Source organism: Paenibacillus sp. LT-B23, from assembly GCF_059417685.1.
In genome coordinates, this window is sequence record NZ_JBSQBM010000007.1 from 131,941 (window position 1) to 152,653 (window position 20,713).

General features: G+C 49.5%; 17 protein-coding genes. 12 read left to right on the forward strand and 5 right to left on the reverse strand.

The genetic code is table 11. From position 1 onward, the window contains the following. Positions 1–71 precede the first annotated feature (71 nt). Positions 72–1,880, forward strand: a complete 1,809-nt coding sequence (locus ACWXW9_RS10990) for a peptidoglycan D,D-transpeptidase FtsI family protein (RefSeq protein WP_494929415.1) — start codon at positions 72–74, stop codon at positions 1,878–1,880. Here ACWXW9_RS10990 and ACWXW9_RS10995 read toward each other — a convergent pair. After that, the gene (locus ACWXW9_RS10995) at positions 1,835–2,989 is read right to left on the reverse strand and encodes an AI-2E family transporter (protein WP_494929416.1); all 1,155 of its coding nucleotides are present in this window, start codon (positions 2,987–2,989) and stop codon (positions 1,835–1,837) included. The genes ACWXW9_RS10990 and ACWXW9_RS10995 overlap by 46 nt on opposite strands. Positions 2,990–3,258: 269 nt before the next feature. On the opposite strand from ACWXW9_RS10995, the gene ACWXW9_RS11000 reads away from it, so the two are divergent. Continuing rightward, entirely contained in the window at positions 3,259–4,707 is a 1,449-nt protein-coding gene (locus ACWXW9_RS11000; protein ID WP_494929417.1) for a polysaccharide deacetylase family protein, read from the forward strand. Positions 4,708–4,796: 89 nt separating this feature from the next. On the opposite strand, the gene ilvD is transcribed toward ACWXW9_RS11000, so the two are convergent. The 3 genes from ilvD to ACWXW9_RS11015 form a co-directional block, all read right to left on the reverse strand. Further along, on the reverse strand, positions 4,797–6,485 hold the full coding sequence (gene ilvD / locus ACWXW9_RS11005; RefSeq protein ID WP_187644804.1) for a dihydroxy-acid dehydratase: 1,689 nt from the start codon (positions 6,483–6,485) through the stop codon (positions 4,797–4,799). 236 nt (positions 6,486–6,721) lie between these two features. Then, positions 6,722–6,970 (reverse strand): KGG domain-containing protein, encoded by a 249-nt coding sequence (locus tag ACWXW9_RS11010; protein WP_494929418.1) that lies wholly within the window; start codon positions 6,968–6,970, stop codon positions 6,722–6,724. Between the two features lie 175 nt (positions 6,971–7,145). Further along, a complete protein-coding gene (locus tag ACWXW9_RS11015; RefSeq protein ID WP_494929419.1) occupies positions 7,146–8,180 on the reverse strand; it encodes an acyltransferase family protein in 1,035 nt (344 codons plus the stop codon). Between the two features lie 316 nt (positions 8,181–8,496). Between ACWXW9_RS11015 and ACWXW9_RS11020 the strand changes: the two genes are divergently transcribed. The 4 genes from ACWXW9_RS11020 to mgrA all read left to right on the forward strand — a co-directional run bounded on the left by ACWXW9_RS11020 (position 8,497) and on the right by mgrA (position 11,933). After that, positions 8,497–9,303, forward strand: a complete 807-nt coding sequence (locus ACWXW9_RS11020) for an alpha/beta fold hydrolase (protein WP_494929490.1) — start codon at positions 8,497–8,499, stop codon at positions 9,301–9,303. 16 nt (positions 9,304–9,319) lie between these two features. Then, positions 9,320–10,099: an HAD family hydrolase gene (locus ACWXW9_RS11025; RefSeq protein WP_494929420.1), complete on the forward strand. Its 780-nt coding sequence runs from the start codon at positions 9,320–9,322 to the stop codon at positions 10,097–10,099. Further along, on the forward strand, positions 10,087–10,830 hold the full coding sequence (locus ACWXW9_RS11030; RefSeq protein WP_494929421.1) for an NAD-dependent protein deacylase: 744 nt from the start codon (positions 10,087–10,089) through the stop codon (positions 10,828–10,830). The genes ACWXW9_RS11025 and ACWXW9_RS11030 overlap by 13 nt, the downstream gene beginning before the upstream one ends. 83 nt (positions 10,831–10,913) lie before the next feature. Beyond that, positions 10,914–11,933 carry an L-glyceraldehyde 3-phosphate reductase gene (gene mgrA / locus ACWXW9_RS11035; RefSeq protein WP_494929422.1) on the forward strand — a complete coding sequence of 340 codons (1,020 nt, stop codon included), beginning with the start codon at positions 10,914–10,916 and terminating at the stop codon, positions 11,931–11,933. Positions 11,934–12,128: 195 nt separating this feature from the next. Here the strand turns inward: mgrA and ACWXW9_RS11040 are convergent, their stop codons facing one another. Further along, positions 12,129–12,995: a helix-turn-helix domain-containing protein gene (locus ACWXW9_RS11040; RefSeq protein ID WP_494929423.1), complete on the reverse strand. Its 867-nt coding sequence runs from the start codon at positions 12,993–12,995 to the stop codon at positions 12,129–12,131. 219 nt (positions 12,996–13,214) lie between these two features. Here ACWXW9_RS11040 and ACWXW9_RS11045 point away from each other — a divergent pair, with 219 nt between their 5' ends. From ACWXW9_RS11045 to floT, 6 genes are all read left to right on the forward strand, one after another. Continuing rightward, a complete protein-coding gene (locus tag ACWXW9_RS11045; protein WP_494929424.1) occupies positions 13,215–14,393 on the forward strand; it encodes a galactokinase in 1,179 nt (392 codons plus the stop codon). A gap of 1 nt (position 14,394) precedes the next feature. Continuing rightward, entirely contained in the window at positions 14,395–15,384 is a 990-nt protein-coding gene (gene galE / locus ACWXW9_RS11050; RefSeq protein WP_494929425.1) for a UDP-glucose 4-epimerase GalE, read from the forward strand. An 18-nt stretch (positions 15,385–15,402) separates the two neighbouring features. Beyond that, positions 15,403–17,046 carry a UDP-glucose--hexose-1-phosphate uridylyltransferase gene (locus tag ACWXW9_RS11055; protein ID WP_494929426.1) on the forward strand — a complete coding sequence of 548 codons (1,644 nt, stop codon included), beginning with the start codon at positions 15,403–15,405 and terminating at the stop codon, positions 17,044–17,046. A gap of 187 nt (positions 17,047–17,233) precedes the next feature. Next, a complete protein-coding gene (locus ACWXW9_RS11060) occupies positions 17,234–18,397 on the forward strand; it encodes an iron-containing alcohol dehydrogenase (RefSeq protein WP_494929427.1) in 1,164 nt (387 codons plus the stop codon). A gap of 174 nt (positions 18,398–18,571) precedes the next feature. Beyond that, positions 18,572–19,087 (forward strand): NfeD family membrane protein, encoded by a 516-nt coding sequence (locus ACWXW9_RS11065; protein ID WP_494929428.1) that lies wholly within the window; start codon positions 18,572–18,574, stop codon positions 19,085–19,087. A 48-nt stretch (positions 19,088–19,135) separates the two neighbouring features. Further along, complete coding sequence (gene floT / locus ACWXW9_RS11070) at positions 19,136–20,671, forward strand: flotillin lipid rafts scaffold protein FloT (RefSeq protein ID WP_494929491.1); 1,536 nt, start codon at positions 19,136–19,138, stop codon at positions 20,669–20,671. The last annotated feature ends 42 nt before the right edge of the window (positions 20,672–20,713 follow it).

Genomic DNA, 20,713 nt, shown 5'->3' on the forward strand with positions numbered 1-20,713 from the left:
ACATGCCATATAGCATACAGATTGGAAAAAACAATTACAGGACATACTACTGGAAAAAAGATGAAAGAAGGATGCGTGTGCCGAGGCGTGGCAGCAGTTTCATTCGAAAACGTCGAATTGTATATACGGCATTGAGCATTACGGCATTGCTACTCCTTTTGCTATTGCGGCTGGCCTGGATACAGGGGACGGCAGGTATCCACATGTCCGCTTACGGAGGGCATTCGCTCAAGGAAATGTCTGTACGACAGCGACAGGAGGGAATTGCAATCGACTCGGGGCGGGGGCAATTTACGGATCGGTACGGACGCTCGTTAACTGGGAGCGTGGCATGGACACCTGTGCTTTTTCCTGATGTAGATGGTAAAACAGCCCTGCACGGAGAACAGCTTGCCAAGCTGTTGCGGACAAACAAGAACGAGCTACTGTCTCGATGGAAGGGGCTGCAATCCCCGCTGTTATGGCGAGATGGGCGTGGAGAACCCCTGCAAATCAAGCCGGATGAAGCGGATAAACTGCTTAGCCTCGCACCTTCGCTGGTAGAGCTTGTACCGTATTCGACACGCTACACAAATTTACCCAATGGCAAGCAGTGGCTTGGCTTCCTGTATGAACGACCAGACCGACCGGGTCAACTGCCGACCGGGGCAGCCGGGCTGGAAAGAACGCTGGAGCCGCTGCTGAGCGGTGTCGGTGAAACGTTCGTTTCCCGGTTTGTAGATGCGCAGCGCCGTCCACTGGCTCATGTGCCGTTACGGGTCAGTTCGCCATCCAATGATCACTATCCTCTACAGGTTCAGACGACAATTGATCTTCCCTTACAGCAGCAGCTTGAAAAGCTGACGGAAACCAATCATCTGGCAGAAGGGGCGGTGGTTGTGCTGGATGCAGGGAACGCCGATGTACTGGCGATGGTGTCTCGTCCCTTTTATAACCCTGGTCGCGTCGATCCGCAGCAGACAACAGGCTGGTCTAATCGCGCCCTCAAGGCGGTGACGCCCGGCTCCATTTTCAAGCTTGTTACGGCGGCGGCTGCGCTTGAATCGGGGGTAGTCCAACCGAAGGAGCAATTCCATTGTCATGGGACCTATGGGGAGTATGGTTTGGCATGCTGGAAAAAAGAAGGACACGGCGCTCTGAACCTGGAGGAAGGGCTTGCCGTATCCTGTAATATTGTGTTCGCTCATCTGGGTGAACGGCTTAGCCCTGTCCAAATTCAGGCCACAGCCTCTGCGCTCGGATTGAACCGGACTGTCGGCTGGCAGGAGCGGAATCTTGCAGGCATGTCGCAGTTCAGTCCGTTGGATCACGAAGAAAAGGGAGCCGTATTCGGCTCCCTTACAAATGCGACTGATCCGGGTGTGCGCGTCCAGACAGCTATCGGCCAGCGAGACGTGCTGGTCACGCCCCTCCAAGCCGCCAATCTCATCGTGACATTGCTGCATAATGGTCAGGTGCATGCTCCACGGCTGGTGAAGCACATCAGCTATGCGGACGGCGGTACGTTGCTGGATCTGCCAGCTCACGCTTCTCCATCACCCGAAGGAAGCCATCCGATTCACGCTTCCACAGCTCGTACGCTTCGCGAAGCGATGGAAAAGGTCGTAGCCCACGGTACAGGTGCATCCTTGCGAGGCAAGTCGTGGCATCTGGCTGGAAAATCGGGCACAGCCCAGGCTCTAAAGGATGGTCAACCCGTGAATCACCAATGGTTTATCGGGTATGGCCCGGTGGAGCACCCTCGTTATGCCGTTGCCGTCTTGGTACAAAATGCGCCACAGCATTCTGCAAATCAGGCAACAGTATTGTTCGGTCAAGTGATGGACCTGTTAGCTCAATTTTCCTCGGTCCCACGAGAAGCTACACGATCTTCCTCCTGAATTTTGACGATAAAAGGAGGCTCCTCGAATTCTTCTGTCGGAAATCGAATCCATTGCTGCAAATAGCCTTGCTGCCATAATTCCTTCAGTAAAATGATCAGGATTGGAGACAGGATCAACCCGGCCAATCCGAAGATCGACAACGAGATAATGGCAAAGGAAAGCATCAGATAAGCGGATGAAACGCCGATGGAATTACCGGTGATTTTAGGTTCTGCAAGCTGGCGGACGATTACCGTAACAGCCATGACAATGAGTAGCCCTACAGCCAGGCCGGTGTTGCCCGTGATGAACAAATAGACTGCCCACGGAATAAAAATAACAGGTACACCCAGCAGGGGCAAAATATCAAACAAAGCCGCCACAAGAGCCAACGACAGGGCATTATCCACCTGCAAAATGAGTAAACCTATAAATACAAGAACGAAGGTAATTCCTACCAGTAAAGCTTGTGCCTTCAGAAAGGCTGAAATCGCTTTGAGTACATGATTTTTCAGAAAAAGATAAGCGGTTTTAAGCGTCTTGGGTGTTTTACTGCGAGCAATGCCCTTCCAGAGATTGATCTCCATACTTAAAAAGAAAGCTAAAATAATGGCAACTGCAAAGTTGCCCATAAAGACAGTGAAGGAGCTGAGAAACTGTATGAAAAAGGATAGCCCCAGCTGTGCCCATTTGGTGGCAATGGCGGTCGCAGTTTCAAAATAATCGTTAACACGTTCGGTTATCCCCGGCGGCAAAGCGGCAATTTTATCTTGGGAAAGATGAAGATACCGCGTGAATTCCGTTTGGATAATTTGGGTATACTGTGGGAGATTTTGCGCCACTTTCGTAAATTGCGTAACGAGAATCAGACCCAGTCCAAAAAAAATAGCGAGTAAAAGGATGACAAACAGTAAAACGGAGAGCGCGGAAGCGAAAGGCTTCTTCATACCTTTGCGGTTGAAATAACGGGCCACAGGTTCAATGCACCAAAACACAACGAACGACAGGAACACAGGAGCCGCGAGCTGATACAGCTTACTGGAGACGAACATAATTAAATACACGGTTAATACAATCAGGCCGATATCAAAAACGGTCCGCCAATATTTTTTGTACAATGGTAACATATGTATACAACGACTCCTTTAAGATTTTTACCTATTGTACACTAAATTGGATCTCTATGCTGCTTGTACAGGTACTCAAAGTAGAAAATCCAGATCAGCAGTATAACCGCCTTGAGCAGCGTTGGGTTAGACCCGTAGTTGATTGTTATGCTCAAGAAAGAATGCAGCAAAATCTCGGCACGCTTACGACTTTGTGATAACATATAAGTAAGTGAGTTTTCCTCAGAAGCCTGCTTGGTAGTCCAGAAATAGAAAAGTGGGGATAAAACGTGCAGACTTTGCTGTTATGGATGTTTTACATTTCAACTTTTTATGCTTTTATTCCGGCGCTGGTCAGTCGTATGTTTGGATTTCGGGTATTCCGGCGGGGCAAAAGTGAGCAAGAGTATGCGCTCACCTTCGATGATGGTCCTGATCCGGTGTATACCCCGCAGTTGCTTGATTTGCTGAAACGTTTTGATGCCAAGGCTACTTTTTTTGTTGTTGGCATGCATGCGGAAAAACACCCAGAGCTTTTGAAACGCATGCATGACGAAGGTCACTTGATCGGTATTCATAATTATGTGCACAAATCGAATTGGCTTATGCGGCCCGTCACGGTAAGAAGACAGATTGCCCGGACAGAGGCAGTGATTCGCCGGGTAACCGGGGAGGGAACGACCTTTTACCGCCCACCATGGGGCATTGTGAATTTCTTTGATATTTCCAACGCGAATGGTCGCCGAATCGTATTATGGTCCTCCATGTTTGGGGACTGGAAGGCAAGCATCGGAGCAAAACAGTTAGCTGAGCGGATGCTCAAAAAGCTGAGAGGTGGCGAGGTGATGCTGCTTCATGACTGTGGTACGACATTGGGGGCAGACGCAGGTGCTCCGCAAAATATGCTGATTGCGCTGGAGAAGCTGTTGGTGGTTGCCCAAGAACGGAAGCTGCGCAGCGTACGTGTCGATACCTTGTTTTGTCGTCAGTCTGCCAGCAGACCCGCTACGACCGAAATATCCAGTATGGGCTGGTTTAAAAAAACGTTGGTATTCGGATGGTTGCTGTATGAGCGGCTATTTCACGCCTTGTTCCGTCTGCGTCCGGTGCGCAAGGAGGACACGATCTTTTACTACCGTCGGAGTATCTATCATGGGCCAAATGTGAACATGGAGAACGGCAGGTGGCTGGAAAAAGGGGACGCCATCGTCGAGCTGCATTTTGATAATAAAATGCTGTTTCAATTAGGCACAACCGCCAAGTCTATGGTACATTTGGCTATTCAACTGATTCGGATTGTGAAACGACAGCTTCCTGATCTAGCCTACCGGATTGCAGATGACCCCAAAATGAACGGTATTAAGGCCGTTTATGCAGTGAGTATGATTAACAGGGGCCCAGAGAAACTGGGTTTTCAGATACGAGATCTTCCCAAGGGACTGTTCAGGATAGTGTCAACCATATATTTAAAGCTGTTATTTAGTGTTATCCATCCTTCCGGCCCAGAGCAGTTGCATGAAAAAAGGGACGTAATGGTGCCAAAGATGATTGTGATGCCGATTGATACTCTGTTTGACCGTTTTTGGACAGGAGATTCATACCATACGGGTCAAGGCCAAATCACAACCGACTCACGGGACGCTGCTCCTGTTCTCCACAGCGGAGTGACCCAGGATGCTAACGCTATTCAGGAAACAGTCAGAGCCTCACAAGCAGCGGATACAAGATCAAGTAGTTGAAATTAATGCTAAAAAGCCTCCCAACCCCTGTGATCAGGGTGTTCGGGAGGCTTTTGTTTATTCGTTTTTAAAACATATCATGATAAAGATTAGATTTTCATAATACCGCCGTTGCTTGCATTGGTCACCAGCTTGGAGTAACGTGCCAGGTAACCTGTTTTAACTTTCGGCTCGAAGCCTTTCCAATTTGCGCGACGATGTTCAAATTCTTCGTCACTAATTTGCAGTTCAATCGTGCGATTGTTCAGATCCAGCTCGATAATATCGCCGTCCTCAACAAAAGCAATAGGGCCGCCTTCTGCTGCTTCGGGGGAAATGTGACCGATGGAGATACCACGAGATGCGCCTGAGAAGCGTCCGTCTGTAATCAGGCCGACCTTGGCACCTAGTCCCATACCAACGATTTGTGAAGTTGGAGCGAGCATTTCAGGCATACCTGGTCCACCTTTAGGACCTTCATAACGGATAACAACAACATGGCCTTCTGCGATTTTACCGTTTGCGATGCCAGCCAGCGCATCTTCCTGTGAATCAAAACAGATGGCAGGGCCTTTGTGATAACCACCAACAGACGGATCAACTGCACCGACTTTAATGATGGAGCCTTGCGGTGCCAGGTTACCAAACAATACTGCCAAACCGCCGCGTTCGGAATAAGGGTTGTCCAGCTTGTGGATAACATTGGTATCCAGGATTTCCTGACCCTCTACGTTTTCACGGATTGTTTTTCCGGTTACAGTAATACAATCACCATGCAGCGCGCCCGGCTTCTTCAACAGTTCATTCAGCACTGCGCTGACGCCGCCTGCATTATGAACATCTTCGATATGGTAGTCGGAAGCAGGTGCCAATTTGGACAAATGAGGTACGCGGTTCGCCACTTCATTAATCCGTTCGATAGGGTAGTCTACTTCAGCTTCATGAGCCAGTGCCAATGTGTGCAATACTGTATTGGTAGAGCCACCCATTGCCATGTCCAGCGCAAATGCGTTATCAATAGCTTCTTTAGTCACGATATCACGCGGTTTCAGGTCCAGCTTGATTAATTCCATCAATTGACGTGCAGATTGTTTGACGAATTCTTTACGTTCTTCCGCTACTGCGAGAATGGTGCCGTTACCAGGCATAGCCAGACCCATCGCTTCTGCGAGACAGTTCATGGAGTTCGCTGTGAACATACCTGAGCAAGAGCCGCAAGTTGGACAGCCGTATTGTTCTAATTCCAGCAGGCTTTGATCGTCGATTTTACCAGCCTGATATGCACCTACACCTTCGAAGACGGAGGTCAGGGAGATCGAGCGTCCATTTTTGTCTTTACCAGCTTTCATGGGGCCGCCGCTGACGAAAATAGTCGGGATGTTCACGCGCAATGCGCCCATCATCATGCCGGGTGTGATTTTATCACAGTTTGGAATGCAGACCATGCCGTCAAACCAGTGAGCAGAAACAACAGTTTCCAGGGAGTCGGCAATAATTTCGCGGCTTGGCAGAGAATAACGCATACCAATGTGTCCCATGGCAATGCCGTCATCTACACCAATGGTGTTAAACTCAAAAGGTACGCCGCCTGCCTCACGAATGGCTTGCTTGACAATTTTGCCGAATTCCTGCAAATGGACGTGGCCCGGTACGATGTCGATATACGAGTTACATACCGCGATAAATGGTTTGTCAAAATCTTCTTCTTTAACGCCCGCTGCGCGCAGCAAGCTGCGGTGAGGAGCGCGGTCAAAGCCTTTTTTAATCATATCGGAACGCATTTTCGTCTTAGCTGTCATGATGCTGGTTTCCCCCCAAAGTTCAAAAATGGTATGGCGTTCGAAAACGCCGAAATAGCGCAGATGTTTTCTAAAGAGTCTATCATACATGTGCGCATATTTCTACATATATAGAAAGTAATCGATTGGATTTTTGTGATGTCGGCCAAATATGAAAAAGCCCACTCCGCAATAAAGCGGGATGGGCTTGAGCTTGCTTTTATAGTGTTGAAGGGTGTTTTATGTGGTACTGCACACTAATTTCTGCCGCCTTTGCGTCCAATGTCCCTGTAAAAATCTTTGTCATGGGACTCAGCCGTAGCATCGCCGCCGCGTTTACCAATTTCCTGATAAAATTCTTTATCATGGGAGTTAGCGGTGGCTTGCCCGCCTTTTTTACCAATCTCCTTATAAAATTCCTTATTGTGCTTCTTGGATGTAGCTTCTCCCCCCATACGACCTGCCTCTTCGCGACTCATTTTACCCTGATCCTGATTACGTGCCATGACAAATCACTCCTTTATGAAAAGTTGTTTTTTGTTGCGCGCATCCATTACTTACCACATCACGCCTTGATGAAACAGGCCCTTTGCTAAGTAAAGAGGGTCAGAGTCCGCCTGATTTTTCGTCTGATAGCGGATTGTCGCGTGCAGATACTTGAATCAGAATGGACATAAAAAGTTATGCGGATCGTTTAAAAAGGTAAGGAGACGGTTTAAGCATCCAGTCGACCCGTGGCTCGATTAAAGGATGTGTTGCATTCCGCACCCAAGGCAGAGTCAGCAGACAGCACAGACCCGCAGCACACGCTACAATCAGCATCACTTCTACTGGAGTGTCTATATAATCGTAAATTCCCTGGGCAACAGTGGTGCGGACAATCAGACCATGAAGTAAAAAGACGTATAATGTCCGCCGCCCCATTTCAGTTATACGTCCAGTGACGGCTGGAACAAAGCTCAGAAACGCGATAGCCGCTATGAATTGCACTCCGTAAATGCCAATGCGGTAAATCCCCGCATACCATTCGGTATGGCCCAGCTCACCATAAGTCATGCTGCCATACAGCCAGCCTGCCGGAATGCCGTAGTACGACGTTCCCGCCAGTACCATAAGCAGAAGGGATACAATGCCTGCGATCACACGAACTGGAATCGTGAAGAAGTGGCGAACATCGGCATAATGCAGATGATACCCTGCTACGAAAAAGGGCAAATAAACAAAGGTTCTGCTTATGCTGAGCCAAATGCCATCCACTGGTAGATACCCGACAAGGATACCCAGCAGCACGGAGATACCTATTTGGACAACAGGCGGCATTCCATGGAAAGCAAGCATCAGCAGTCTCCAGCAAATATGACTGGCAAGGAACCAGAGCAGCAAATAAGGTGCAAAAAAAGAATGATGAATATGAGGGACATGGAAGAGCGCAGCATCCAATATCGAATAGAGGGTTTGGAAAATAAGATATTGCATACCGATCTGAAGCAAGACTTTCCGGCCTGCGTGCCCAGCTAACGATGTTTTGGCAAAGTACCCTGTAACGAGCACGAACAACGGCATATGAAACATGAATATCCAGCTAAACCATTGTTGGGCGATGTGAAGCGAGCCGACCAATGGCTCCAGAGCATTGCCTGCAAATACGCATATGATCAGCATAAAGCGCAAATTGAGAAAGAAGCTTTCCCCTTGTATGTCATGGCTTGTCGTCATGTAATTCCCTCCGAACGGCACTCAGCCGAGTAAACTCTGTATAAAATAATCCTTACAAGGAACAAGGTACGATACTCTGAGCCTTATCATTGTGATTTTATTCACAATAGTAAGCGCTATCATGTCCTTATTATGTGGCGGAAGCTTGAACAGGGGGAAAAGACCGGGCTAATGTCTGGAAATGTCTTCTTATTTGACCCTGTGTGCGCAACGATGGTACCCTAACAAGGCTATAGATAAGCTGATTTGCGCAGCAAAAAAAATTCATACACAAGTCATGAATCATGAGGTACGAAATACGAAAGGAACATTTAAAATGAGAAGAAGAACGAGAAGATCATACAGCTCATATGGGACACGCGGTCCCCGGAAAATATGGAAAATTCTTTTGGGTATCCTGATTGTCATTGTGCTTATCGCAGGCTGGGGGGCATGGAAGGTATTTACGCCCTATCAGCCTGACAACACGGCCACTGCCGCATTAGCAGAAGCAGCCGATGCTGTGAAGGTGAACGAACAGGAGCATTGGGTTGGTTTTGAGCCTGCAAAAAGAAACGGTACCGGAGTTATTTTGTACCCGGGTGCGTTGGTGAAGCCTGAAAGTTATGCTCCTTTGGCCCGCCGTCTGGCGGAAAAGGGTCATCATGTGATCATTGCAAAAATGCCGCTGAATCTTGCATTGATTTCCCCGGATTTGGCGGGTGAGGTACTGAAAGCATATCCGAAAGAAACTTTTGTGATTGGAGGCCATTCGTTAGGTGGTGTTATAGCTGCCCGCTATGCGGCTGCACATCCCGATCAGGTCAAGGGCGTATTTTTCCTTGCTTCCTACCCAGACAATAAGGGTAATTTGAAGGATAAAAATCTGCCGGTCATTTCCCTGCTTGGAAGTGATGATGGAGTTATTAAAATGGATAGTGTTCAGAGTGGAAGAGCTTATCTACCAGCCAATACGCTGTATTTTACAGTTGAGGGCGGCAATCATGCCCAATTCGGCAGCTACGGAGCCCAAAAGGGGGATAACCCGGCGAAAATTAGCCCAGCCGAGCAATGGAATCAGACGGTTTCAGCTTTGCAGGACTGGATGAAAGAGAGTGTAGATTCAGCTCCAAAAAAACAGTAATGAGGAGGCGGGCTGCATGTCTGAGTTAGTCGTTCAGGGACAGCGGTTTCCATGCCGTGGTATTTTATTGGACAAGGATGGCACACTGTTGGATTTTATTCAGTTGTGGGGTCCCTGGGCCCGTTCTATACTGGATATGCTGGAACAGCATCTTGCCGTGGCAGGTACAGATTTTACGGTGGAAAAAGGGAGCATTCTGGGTACGATCCACGACCTTGAGGGGCGTGTGATCGGCTATGATCCTTCCGGCCTGCTGGCGATGGGGACAGTGGATGAAAGTACGGGCGTACTGGCTTGGCAGCTTTATACTACCGGTGTACCATGGAATGAAGCAGTGAGGCTGGTTCGGGATTTTAACAAAACGGCGATGGCTGATGTGCGGCGACATCGGGCAGCGAAGGTGTTTCCGGGCTTACGGACGCTACTGGAGCAAAGCCGCCGTGCCGGATTGAAGCTGGCGGTCGTGACCTCTGACAGTACAGAGGCTGCGCAGGAGCACCTGGAGTGGATGGGGCTGACGTCATATTTTGACGAGGTCATCGGACACGACAGGGTTACATACGGTAAGCCGGACCCGGAAATGGCTGAAAAAGCTTGCTCCTTGCTGGGACTGTCACCAGCGGATGTAGTTGTCATCGGAGACAGCAACGGGGATATGCAGATGGGCAAGCGTGCCGGGGTGCGGCGGGCCATCGGATTTGCGCCAGAGCCGGAACGTTCCGGTCATTTGCTGGATGCGGACATCATCGTCCGCGGATATGAAGAGCTGGAGGTGCGTGAAACATGGACAAAATAAAAACGTTGGCTGATTGGATACAGCAATCACAAAACATTGTTTTTTTCGGCGGGGCGGGTACGTCGACGGAGAGCGGTATCCCGGATTTTCGTTCGGCGGCTGGTCTGTATCAGAGTGAGGAAAAATTGCCCTATCCCCCAGAGGTTATGCTTAGCCGTTCCTTTTTTGTGAAGCATCCTGAAGTGTTCTTCGGCTTCTACCGTAGCAAAATGCTGCATCCGGATGCAGAGCCGAACGGCTGCCATCGTTTCCTTGCGTCACTGGAACAGCAAGGCCGCCTCAAAGCAGTCGTGACACAAAACATTGACGGCTTGCATCAGGCCGCAGGCAGTGTGAATGTGCTGGAACTTCACGGCTCGGTGCACCGCAATCATTGTATGGAATGCGGGCGCTTTTACAGTTTGAACGAAGTGATGGACAGCTCCGAGGTAGTGCCCAAATGTCCGGTAGACGGGGGAATTATCAAACCGGATGTCGTTTTATACGAGGAAGAGCTGGATCAAGATACGCTTGTCCGGTCCATTCAAGCCATTTCGCAGGCCGATCTGCTATTAATCGGCGGAACCTCGCTGACGGTGCATCCTGCGGCGGGTTTAATTACTTATTTTCACGGCAAGCATACCGTGCTGCTTAATACAGACCCTACCTCGTATGATCACAAGGCGGATCTCCTGATGACCGATCCCATCGGCAAGGTTATGGCAGAACTCGGCAATCAATTAGGTTTGTAATCGTTTTCTTGTCAACGGACGGATAAAAGCGCTATGATGTTGTTGAATGGACATAACAATGTTTCGAGAGAGGCTGGGATAGCATGGTTTATTTGGCTGGCGATGATCGTTATGAAAGTATGAAATATAACCGCACAGGGAGATCGGGCCTTAAGCTTCCTGCCATTTCACTGGGCTTGTGGCACAATTTTGGCGGGATTAACAATGCGGAGAACGGCCGTAACATGGTTACCCGCTCCTTTGATCTGGGGATTACGCATTTTGATCTGGCGAATAACTATGGTCCTCCTGCCGGTTCGGCAGAAGAATTTTTTGGACAAGTGTTGGCTAGTGATTTGAAGCCGTACCGGGATGAGATGATCATTTCGACCAAGGCGGGTTACTATATGTGGCCGGGGCCTTATGGTGAATGGGGCTCACGCAAGTATGTGATATCCAGTCTGGATCAGAGCTTGAAGCGGTTGGGGCTGGATTATGTCGACATATTCTACTCCCACCGTTTTGATCCTGATACGCCGCTGGAGGAAACAATGCAGGCTCTGGATCATATCGTACGTTCCGGCAAAGCGTTGTACGTGGGCGTGTCTAATTATAGCGCGGAGCAAACGGCAGAAGCCGCTCGTATTTTGAAGGAGCTGGGAACACCGATGCTGATTCATCAGCCAAAATACTCTCTGCTCGACCGCTGGATTGAAAACGGATTGCAGGATGTACTGGACGAAAATGGGATCGGCAGTATTGCCTTTTGCCCACTGGCTCAGGGATTGCTGACCAATAAATATTTGAACGGAATTCCCGAGGATTCTCGGGCGGCGAGTACGTCTGTTTTCTTAAATGAGAACCATGTGACGCCAGAAACGCTCCGTAAGGTGCGCGCCTTGAATCAGATGGCGGCTGCACGCGGACAAAGCTTGGCTCAATTTTCACTTGCCTGGTCTCTACGTGGCGGTCGCTTAACCTCTGCTCTGATTGGGGCAAGCCGTGTGAGTCAAATTGAAGAAAACGTTGCTGCCTTGTCCAATCTGGACTTTTCACAGGAAGAACTGGATCGGATTGATTCGATTCTGAATGCCGGGAACGGACAGGACGGCGGCACAGCCTAAAGGACCTAAAATATTCCATCATCATCGGTATAACGTGCATGTTCTCATATCCGAAATACACGCAACAGCCCGCATCGTTGAAGGATGCGGGCTGTTTGCCATGTTCCGAACCATAAGGATTGGTCGTTGCTCATGCTGCAACGGAAGATCAATCCCCGAACGGAGCAGGCAGAATAAATGAACGATTAAAGTCTGCTAAGGTTGCGGATATTGCTGAACCTTGCTTCGATACTGAGTTGGCGACTGACCGCAGAAGCGCTTGAATTGACGTGAGAAATACAAAGCGTCGGTCAATCCCACCGAAGCGGCCACCTGCTCCACCGAAAGCTCTGGACGCTCGCGCAGCAGTTGGCGAGACTTGTCAATTCGTAGCTTGAGCAGATAGGTAACAGGGGAGACGCCTGTTTCCTTCTTGAATATGCGTGACAAATACGCACGGTTATAACCAAGTCCTTCGGACATTTGTTCGATAGAAACGGGATGCGCATATTGAGTGGACATATATTGGACCATCTGCTTGACCGTCCGCCGAATTTGCGAATCCGCCCCGGACGGGTCAGACCAGTCGCTTAAATGATTACCGGCTTCCCCCATGATCAGATACAGGTAGCCAAGGGCTGCAAGATGTGAGCTGGATTTTCGGCTGTAAAAGGCTAACTGCATCTGCTCCAAATAGCCGGGGATCAGGCTCTCACTGGAAGCGTGGAAGACAGGCTGATGCACGTGTAGCCCTGCTTCCTGCACCATCTGTTCGGTATGCTGTCCCGTAAATGCAGACCAGCGGTACCGCCACGGTTCCTCTTCATCGGAGGTGTAGCTTACAAGCTGACCGGGATGGATCAGGAAAAAATCGTTTTTTTCAAGCTGATATGCGTGCTGCTCTGTTCGGAAGATACCTTTTCCCGATTCCACGAAATGGAGTAGATAGTAATCATAGAGCTTTGGCCCAACAGCATGACCGGGTTTGGTTTGGCTCTCCCCGGCAAAAAGCACGTGCAGTGGGCTATTTTCATAAAAGACCGGATTGGAGGCCACAGCATAACTATATGAATGCGTTTGCAAATATGGTCATCCTTCCTAGATTTGTGAATGGTTTAATAGATGCGGTATACTTACATTGTACATATCCAAGTCACATTTATCCATAGCTTTAACACATGGATGCATTACATTATTTAACGCTTTCATTTATACTGAAATCATAAGAAGTGTCAACCTGATTAAGTTTGTTACAGGGAAGTCAGGGGGGCCTTTACTAACGGTGATGAGGTGGATGCGGATATGAACACTACTGAAATAAAGAAACGTTTTATCGACAAATATGGTGAAAGCAGCCATGAGCTGCGGATATTTCATGCTCCCGGGCGTGTTAATTTGATTGGGGAGCATATTGACTACAACGGTGGTTATGTACTCCCGGCTGCACTGGAATTCGGTACAACGTTGATTCTTCGTGCACGAAATGATGATGAAATTCATTTTGCTTCGACAAACCTGTCATATGAAGTGTCCATACCGCGTGGAGAAATAGGTAACAACAAAACGGACAAATGGGTGGACTATCCAGTGGGTGTGATGGTGGAGCTGGCTAAAAAGGAAGTTTATCCGTCTAGCGGATACGACCTGCTCTATCATGGAGAAATACCGAATGGTGCCGGATTGTCTTCATCTGCTTCCATTGAGGTCGTAACAGGCTACGCGTTGCTCACTGCCGAAAAGCAGGCAACAGACACGGTTGAAATTGCGCTGTTGTCCCAGCGGGCAGAAAACAATTATGTAGGCGTCAATTGCGGCATTATGGATCAGTTCGCCGTAGCCAACGGTGCGGCCGATCATGCGATTCTGCTGATGTGCGATACGCTGGAGTACCGCAAGGTGCCTTTTCGTACGGGCGTTTATAAGCTGGTCATCGGCAATACGAACAAACGTCGTGGGCTGGTAGACTCAGCCTATAACGAGCGTCGCAGCCAATGCGCCGAGGCGTTGTCGATATTGCAGCAGCAGGAGCCGTCGCTGGAATATCTCGCTCAGCTGGATGAAGCCCGCTTCGGTAAGCTCCAGCATTATATTGCGGATGAAACAGTACGCCGCCGGGCACAGCATGTGGTGGAGGAAAACGCTCGTGTGCTGGCTTCTGTCGATGCCCTTGCGGCGAATGATCTTGCAGCCTTTGGACAGTTGATGAACGCTTCACATGATTCGCTACGCGATCTGTATGAGGTTAGCTGTACAGAGTTGGATGTAATGGTGGAAGAAGCAAGACGTATTCCCGGTACGCTGGGATCGCGTATGACGGGAGCAGGATTTGGGGGCTGTACGGTTTCACTGGTTCATGAGGACGATGTGGAACGGTTTGTGAAGGAAGTCGGCGAAGCTTATCAGACCCGGACAGGGCTGGAAGCCAGCTTTTATGTATGTAAGGCGGGAGACGGAGTTAAAGAACAGAAGGAGGACGAATAACATGGCCATTTTAGTAACAGGCGGAGCCGGATATATCGGTTCACATACCGTAGCAGAACTGTTGGATCGGGGAGAAGAAGTTGTGGTGCTGGACAATTTGCAGACCGGGCACAAGGCAGCACTGCTCGGAGGCAAGCTGTATGAAGGTGATCTGAGAGATAAAGAACTGCTGTCCAGACTGTTTTCCGAAAATAGTATCGACGCGGTTATCCATTTTGCAGCCAACTCGCTGGTTGGGGAAAGTATGCAAAATCCGGGTAAATATTATGACAACAACGTATTCGGCGCGTTGAGCTTGCTGGAGGCCATGAAGGATGCTGGTGTGCGCAGGATCGTATTTTCCTCCACTGCGGCTACCTACGGCGAACCGGAAAAGGTCCCGATTGAAGAGGGAGACCGTACGGACCCAACGAATGTTTATGGTGAAACGAAGCTGATGATGGAGCGCATGATGTCGTGGTTTGATAAAGTATTGGGCATCAAATATGTGTCCTTGCGGTACTTTAATGCGGCTGGTGCGCATGAGAGCGGCAAAATCGGTGAGGATCATCGCCCGGAAAGTCATCTGATTCCGCTGGTACTTCAGACAGCACTGAAACAGCGCCCGCACATCGCGGTGTTTGGTGAGGACTATGCTACACCTGATGGAACGTGCATCCGGGATTACATTCATGTGAGCGATCTGGCAGATGCCCATGTGCGTGCGGTGAATTATTTGCGCGAAGGCCATGACAGCAACGTGTTTAATCTGGGTAACGGACAGGGCTTCTCGGTGAAGGAAGTTATCGAGACGGCACGCAAGGTCACTGGGCTCGACATTCCAGTCGTTACAGAGCCACGTCGCGCAGGTGATCCGGCAGTATTGGTTGCCTCTTCTGACAAGGCACGTTCGGTGCTGGGCTGGAGTCCGGCACGTACCCAACTGGAGGACATTATCAGCGGAGCTTGGGGCTGGCATCAGTCGCACCCTCAGGGCTACGGCGACGAATAGACGGGAGACGGTGACATAATGAGCGAGAGTCAATCCGCAGCTAGAGGCCAAGACCGGGACCATTCCCGGCCTGTGGCCCATGACATCGACGAAACTGTACAGCAATCCGCTCTGTATGCGATTGAGCAGTTGGTTGCATTCGCACAAAACCGGGGATTGATCGGTCCGCAAGACACAGATTACAGTCGTAATCTGCTGCTGGAGCAGTTCGGGTTTTCGGAGCCTTACTCCGGCGGGGAGGCAGGGGGCATCACAGCCCCCGAAGTTCTCCAGCCTGTGCTTAATATATTAATTGATTATGGGTATGCGATTGGACTCATATCGGAAAACACAGATACGTACCGTGATTTGTTGGATTCCAAAATCATGGGCCTGCTGATGGCAAGACCGTCTGAAGTCATCCGTGACTTTCGCCAAACGGAGGCTGAACGCGGCATAGAGGCTGCGACAAATGCTTTTTATGAACTGTCCATCGACTCGAATTACATCCGAATGGACCGCGTTGCCAGCAATGTGTACTGGAACCAGCAGACACCGTACGGAGATATGGAAATCACGATTAATCTGTCCAAGCCGGAGAAAAGTCCGAAGGAAATCGCAATGGCGAAGCTTCTTCCGCCGCCAGTTTATCCAAAATGTCAATTATGCCGTGAAAACGTTGGGTATGCCGGAAGGGTGAATCATCCGTCCCGCCAAAACTTGCGTATCATTCCGCTGGAATTGAACGGGGAACCGTGGTTCTTCCAATATTCGCCCTATGTGTACTACAACGAGCATTGCATCGTATTCCATCACGATCATGTGCCGATGAAGCTTACGAAGGATACACTGCGGCGGTTACTGGCATTTACGAAAGCGTTTCCGCATTATTTTATCGGTTCCAATGCCGATCTGCCGATTGTCGGGGGCTCTATTCTGACTCACGATCATTTTCAAGGTGGACGTCATACGTTCCCCATTGAAAAAGCGGAGGTGGACGTTGTGTACCGCAATGAAGCCTTCCCGCAAGTTATAGCAGGTATTGTGAACTGGCCGATGTCAGTGATCCGCTTTACTTCAACGGATGTCGAAGCGTTGCTGGAGGCGGGAAATGCCGCTTTTGAAGCCTGGAAGGCATACAGCGATCCCGCAGTGGATGTCCTCTCTCATACGGAGCAGGACGGAGAAGCGGTGCCGCATAATACAGTCACACCGATTGTACGCCGGGATGCGGAAGGAAAGTACCAGATGGATCTGGTGCTGCGCAACAACCGGACAAGTGATGAGTACCCGGAAGGTATTTTTCATCCTCATCGCGAGATGCATCATATCAAGAAGGAAAATATCGGTCTGATCGAGGTTATGGGACTTGCGATTTTGCCGGGTCGGCTTAAGGATGAACTGGATGGTATTGCAGATATTTTATGCGGTAACGACGAGTTGGCTATAGCTATGCAGCAGGAAGGGCATCCGCTATTCAAGCATGCGGACTGGATTTACCAGTTAAACACCCGATTCGGTCGCCTGCCTGACAAGGAGACGGCTGTTCGCACTGTACAAAATGAAGTTGGACTGAAGTTCAGTGAAATTTTGGAGCATGCAGGAGTGTACAAGCGTGATTCGGAAGGTCAGCAAGCGTTTGGACGTTTTATACAGCAACTGGGTTATACAACAGGGGAATAAAATAATTGCAGGCAGCGCATAATACTGTGCGAGAACCCTCCCGAGATATGACATGGAACCATGCTCCTTAAGGAACATGGTTTTTTTTCTGAAAAAGAAGCAAATTTGTTTCCTGTAACTGAGAAGGTTATAATAGAGTAGTTTCTTAACATTAAACTTTGAAAAATATTGGAGGCGAACGTTTGCGATGAAAGCATTCGAATTTTATAATCCTACTCAATTGATCTTCGGTAAAGGGCAATTAGAGGCTCTCAAGCGTGAAGTTCCTAAATACGGTAAACGTGTACTGCTTGTATATGGCGGCGGCAGTATTAAGCGCAGCGGCTTGTATGATAATGTAATAAGTCTGCTTAAAGAGATTGGAGCAGAGGTAACGGAACTGGCTGGTGTAGAACCAAATCCTCGCTTGTCTACAGTACATAAAGGCGTGGAATTGTGTAAAATACATCAAATCGACCTCGTACTGGCTGTTGGCGGCGGTAGTGTGCTGGATTGCTCCAAAGCGATTGCTGTCGGGGCGAAATATGATGGCGACATGTGGGATTTTGCAGAGCGTAAAGCAGCTCCACAGGCAGCATTGCCTTTAGGTACAGTTCTGACGATGGCAGCTACCGGTTCCGAAATGAACGCAGGTTCTGTCATTACGAACGAAGAAACACAGGAAAAACTGGGATGGGGCAGCGTATTTGCGTTTCCTGCGTTTTCCATTCTTGATCCGGTGAACACGTATTCTCTGCCACAAAATCAAACGGTGTACGGAATCGTGGATATGATGTCACATACGCTGGAGCATTACTTCCATTTGGAATCTAACACTCCGGTTCAGCTTGGCTGGTGTGAAACGATTTTGCGTACAGTTATTGATGCGGCTCCGGGCCTGGTCAACGATCTGGAAAACTACGAGCTGCGTGAAACGATGATGTACTGTGGTACGATGGCGCTGAATGGCTTCCTGAACATGGGGCTGACAGGTGACTGGGCAACTCATAATATCGAGCATGCGGTGTCTGCTGTTTATGATATTCCACATGGCGGAGGACTGGCGATTTTGTTCCCGAACTGGATGAAGCACAATCTGCATGTGAAGCCTGAACGCTTCAAGCAATTGGCTGTGAATGTGTTCCATGTGAACCCGGAAGGCAAGAGTGACGAAGAAGTAGCGCTGGAAGGTATTCAGGCGTTGCGTGATTTCTGGAACTCGATTGGTGCGCCAAGCCGTCTGGCTGATTACGATATTGATGATTCCAAAATCGACGTTATGGCTGATAAAGCTGTGAAATTCGGTTCTTTTGGTGGCTTTAACAAGCTGAATCGCGAAGATGTAGTGGAAATATACAAAGCATCCCTGTAATTCAGTTTTTAGATAATTGTAAGCGCGTTTGTACGTCCTTAGACGTATGGACGTGCTTTTTTGGGTTTGATTTGGAATTTAAGAGGAAAATTTTGAAACTTTTTAAGGTTGAATACGTAAACATAGTTATAGGCTGGAAACCAGACTGAAAAGGTACATGGAAGGAGGAGCCGCATGGAAACCATATTTTGGTGGTTATTGGCAGGGGGCGCTATCTTTACTGTGGTCAGTGTGTTGATCGGGGATGTACTTGGTGGCTGGCTGGATGGATTGGAGCTGCCGGGCCTCGATTGGTTCAGACCCGTCGTTTTACTTGGAGCGATGACTGCTTTTGGCGGGGCTGGTGTGTTGCTGACGAAATATACCGGGCTGAGCATGGGCTGGGTCGTTGTGTTTGCTTTTGCGATTGCATTTGTGATCGGAGTGCTTGTGTTTTTTGCATTTATCAAGCCCATGACGAACTCGGAGGTGTCCAGCGGCTTCTCGATGCGTGAGCTGGCCGGAAGGATCGGTGAGGTCACCGTTCCGGTACCTGAGGTTGGTTACGGGGAGGTTATGATCCGCTTGGGTGCAGGCAACACCATACATACAGCATCGAGCTTTGATCACAAACCGCTAGCTGCGGGAACCCGTATCGTCGTGGTTGAGGTCGCAGAGGGTGTCGTCCGCGTAGCGTATCTGGACACGTAGACGGCGCATTCGCTTAACTTGAAGGGAGCGTGAACGGGAGTGTCAAGTTTGCAGGATATTGTGTTGGTCCCGGGGATTGTCGTCATCGTTATCGTCATATTAGGAATTGCTTTTTGGGCCCGTTACAAAACGGTAGGACCGGATGAAGGAATGATCGTTACGGGTTCATTTTTGGGAAATAAAAATATTTCCGAGGATGATTCCGGTCGTAAAATCAAAATTGTGCGCGGCGGGGGTGCCTTTATATGGCCTATTTTTCAGCAGTCCGAATTTATTTCTTTATTGTCCCACAAACTGGATGTAACAACACCGGAAGTGTATACGGAGCAAGGAGTTCCCGTGATTGCGGACGGTGTGGCGATCATCAAGGTCGGCAGCTCCATTGAGGATGTAGCAACAGCAGCGGAGCAGTTCATCGGGAAGCCGCTGGAGGCCCTCAGGGGAGAAGCTCAGGAAGTGCTGGAGGGCCATTTGCGTGCGATCCTCGGCTCGATGACAGTGGAGGAAGTATATCGTAATCGAGATCGGTTTGCGCAGGAAGTACAGGGCGTGGCTGCTCGCGATCTGAAAAAGATGGGTCTGCAAATTGTCTCGTTCACGATTAAAGATGTGCGTGATAAGCACGGATATCTGGATGCGCTTGGTAAGCCGAGAATTGCCGCTGTGAAACGGGATGCGGAAATTGCCGAAGCCGAGGCGGTTCGGGATGCCCGGATTCAAAAGGCGCGTGCGGAGCAGGAAGGGCAGAAGGCTGAACTGTTGCGTGATACAAACATTGCCGAGGCAGCCAAGGAGAAGGAACTGAAAGTGGCTTCGTTTAAAAAGGAGCAGGATACAGCCAAGGCGGAAGCCGATCAGGCTTATCACATTCAGGAGGCCCGTGCCAAGCAGACTGCCGTCGAGGAGCAGATGAAGGTCGAACTGGTGCGCAAGGAGCGAGAAATTGATCTTCAAACCAAGGAAATTCAGGTGCGTGAGAAACAATATGATGCGGAAGTGAAGAAGAAGGCGGAAGCGGATCGGTATGCGGTAGAGCAAGCCGCGGAGGCGGATAAATCGCGTAAAATGCGTGAGGCGGAATCGCTGCAATACTCGATTGAGACACAGGCTAAAGCGTCAGCTGAACAAAAAAGGCTGGATGGGCAAGCCGAAGCGGATGCGGAACGCGCCAAAGGTACAGCGGATGCTGACGTCATCCGTTTGCGTGGGCTGGCGGAAGCCGAGGCCAAGGAAAAGCTGGCGGAGGCGTTCCAGAAGTTTGGTGAGGCAGCTATACTCGATATTATCGTGAAAATGCTGCCTGAACTGGCCGGCCGGATTGCTGAGCCAATTGCGTCCATTGATAAATTAACGGTTGTGGATACAGGCAAGGGAGAAGGAGCAGCGCGTGTCAGCAATTATGTCACAGAGCTAATGGCTACGGCTCCAGAGATGCTCAAGAGTGTGTCCGGTATTGATGTAGAGCAGTTAATTAAGGGGCTGACCACGGGGAAAAAGAGTCTTCATTCCGTATCGTCCTCCAGTGAAACGGATAAGCTGCACATTCATGCCCCGGTTGAGGTTGCGCCGCGGGATAAAGAATAGCCGCAGGGCTTACAGGACCAGATACCCCTTAACAGAAAGAAC

What these genes read in the sequence shown, in the direction of transcription:
- ACWXW9_RS11030 (WP_494929421.1), top strand. Translation starts at nt 10,087, where the DNA reads ATGGACAAAATAAAAACGTTGGCTGATTGGATACAGCAATCACAAAAC.
- ACWXW9_RS11025 (WP_494929420.1), top strand. Translation starts at nt 9,320, where the DNA reads ATGTCTGAGTTAGTCGTTCAGGGACAGCGGTTTCCATGCCGTGGTATT.
- ACWXW9_RS11045 (WP_494929424.1), top strand. Translation starts at nt 13,215, where the DNA reads ATGAACACTACTGAAATAAAGAAACGTTTTATCGACAAATATGGTGAA.
- ACWXW9_RS11020 (WP_494929490.1), top strand. Translation starts at nt 8,497, where the DNA reads ATGAGAAGAAGAACGAGAAGATCATACAGCTCATATGGGACACGCGGT.
- mgrA (WP_494929422.1), top strand. Translation starts at nt 10,914, where the DNA reads ATGGTTTATTTGGCTGGCGATGATCGTTATGAAAGTATGAAATATAAC.
- ACWXW9_RS11060 (WP_494929427.1), top strand. Translation starts at nt 17,234, where the DNA reads ATGAAAGCATTCGAATTTTATAATCCTACTCAATTGATCTTCGGTAAA.
- ACWXW9_RS10995 (WP_494929416.1), bottom strand. Translation starts at nt 2,989, where the DNA reads ATGTTACCATTGTACAAAAAATATTGGCGGACCGTTTTTGATATCGGC.
- ilvD (WP_187644804.1), bottom strand. Translation starts at nt 6,485, where the DNA reads ATGACAGCTAAGACGAAAATGCGTTCCGATATGATTAAAAAAGGCTTT.
- ACWXW9_RS11065 (WP_494929428.1), top strand. Translation starts at nt 18,572, where the DNA reads ATGGAAACCATATTTTGGTGGTTATTGGCAGGGGGCGCTATCTTTACT.
- ACWXW9_RS11010 (WP_494929418.1), bottom strand. Translation starts at nt 6,970, where the DNA reads ATGGCACGTAATCAGGATCAGGGTAAAATGAGTCGCGAAGAGGCAGGT.
- ACWXW9_RS10990 (WP_494929415.1), top strand. Translation starts at nt 72, where the DNA reads ATGCGTGTGCCGAGGCGTGGCAGCAGTTTCATTCGAAAACGTCGAATT.
- ACWXW9_RS11055 (WP_494929426.1), top strand. Translation starts at nt 15,403, where the DNA reads ATGAGCGAGAGTCAATCCGCAGCTAGAGGCCAAGACCGGGACCATTCC.
- ACWXW9_RS11015 (WP_494929419.1), bottom strand. Translation starts at nt 8,180, where the DNA reads ATGACGACAAGCCATGACATACAAGGGGAAAGCTTCTTTCTCAATTTG.
- galE (WP_494929425.1), top strand. Translation starts at nt 14,395, where the DNA reads ATGGCCATTTTAGTAACAGGCGGAGCCGGATATATCGGTTCACATACC.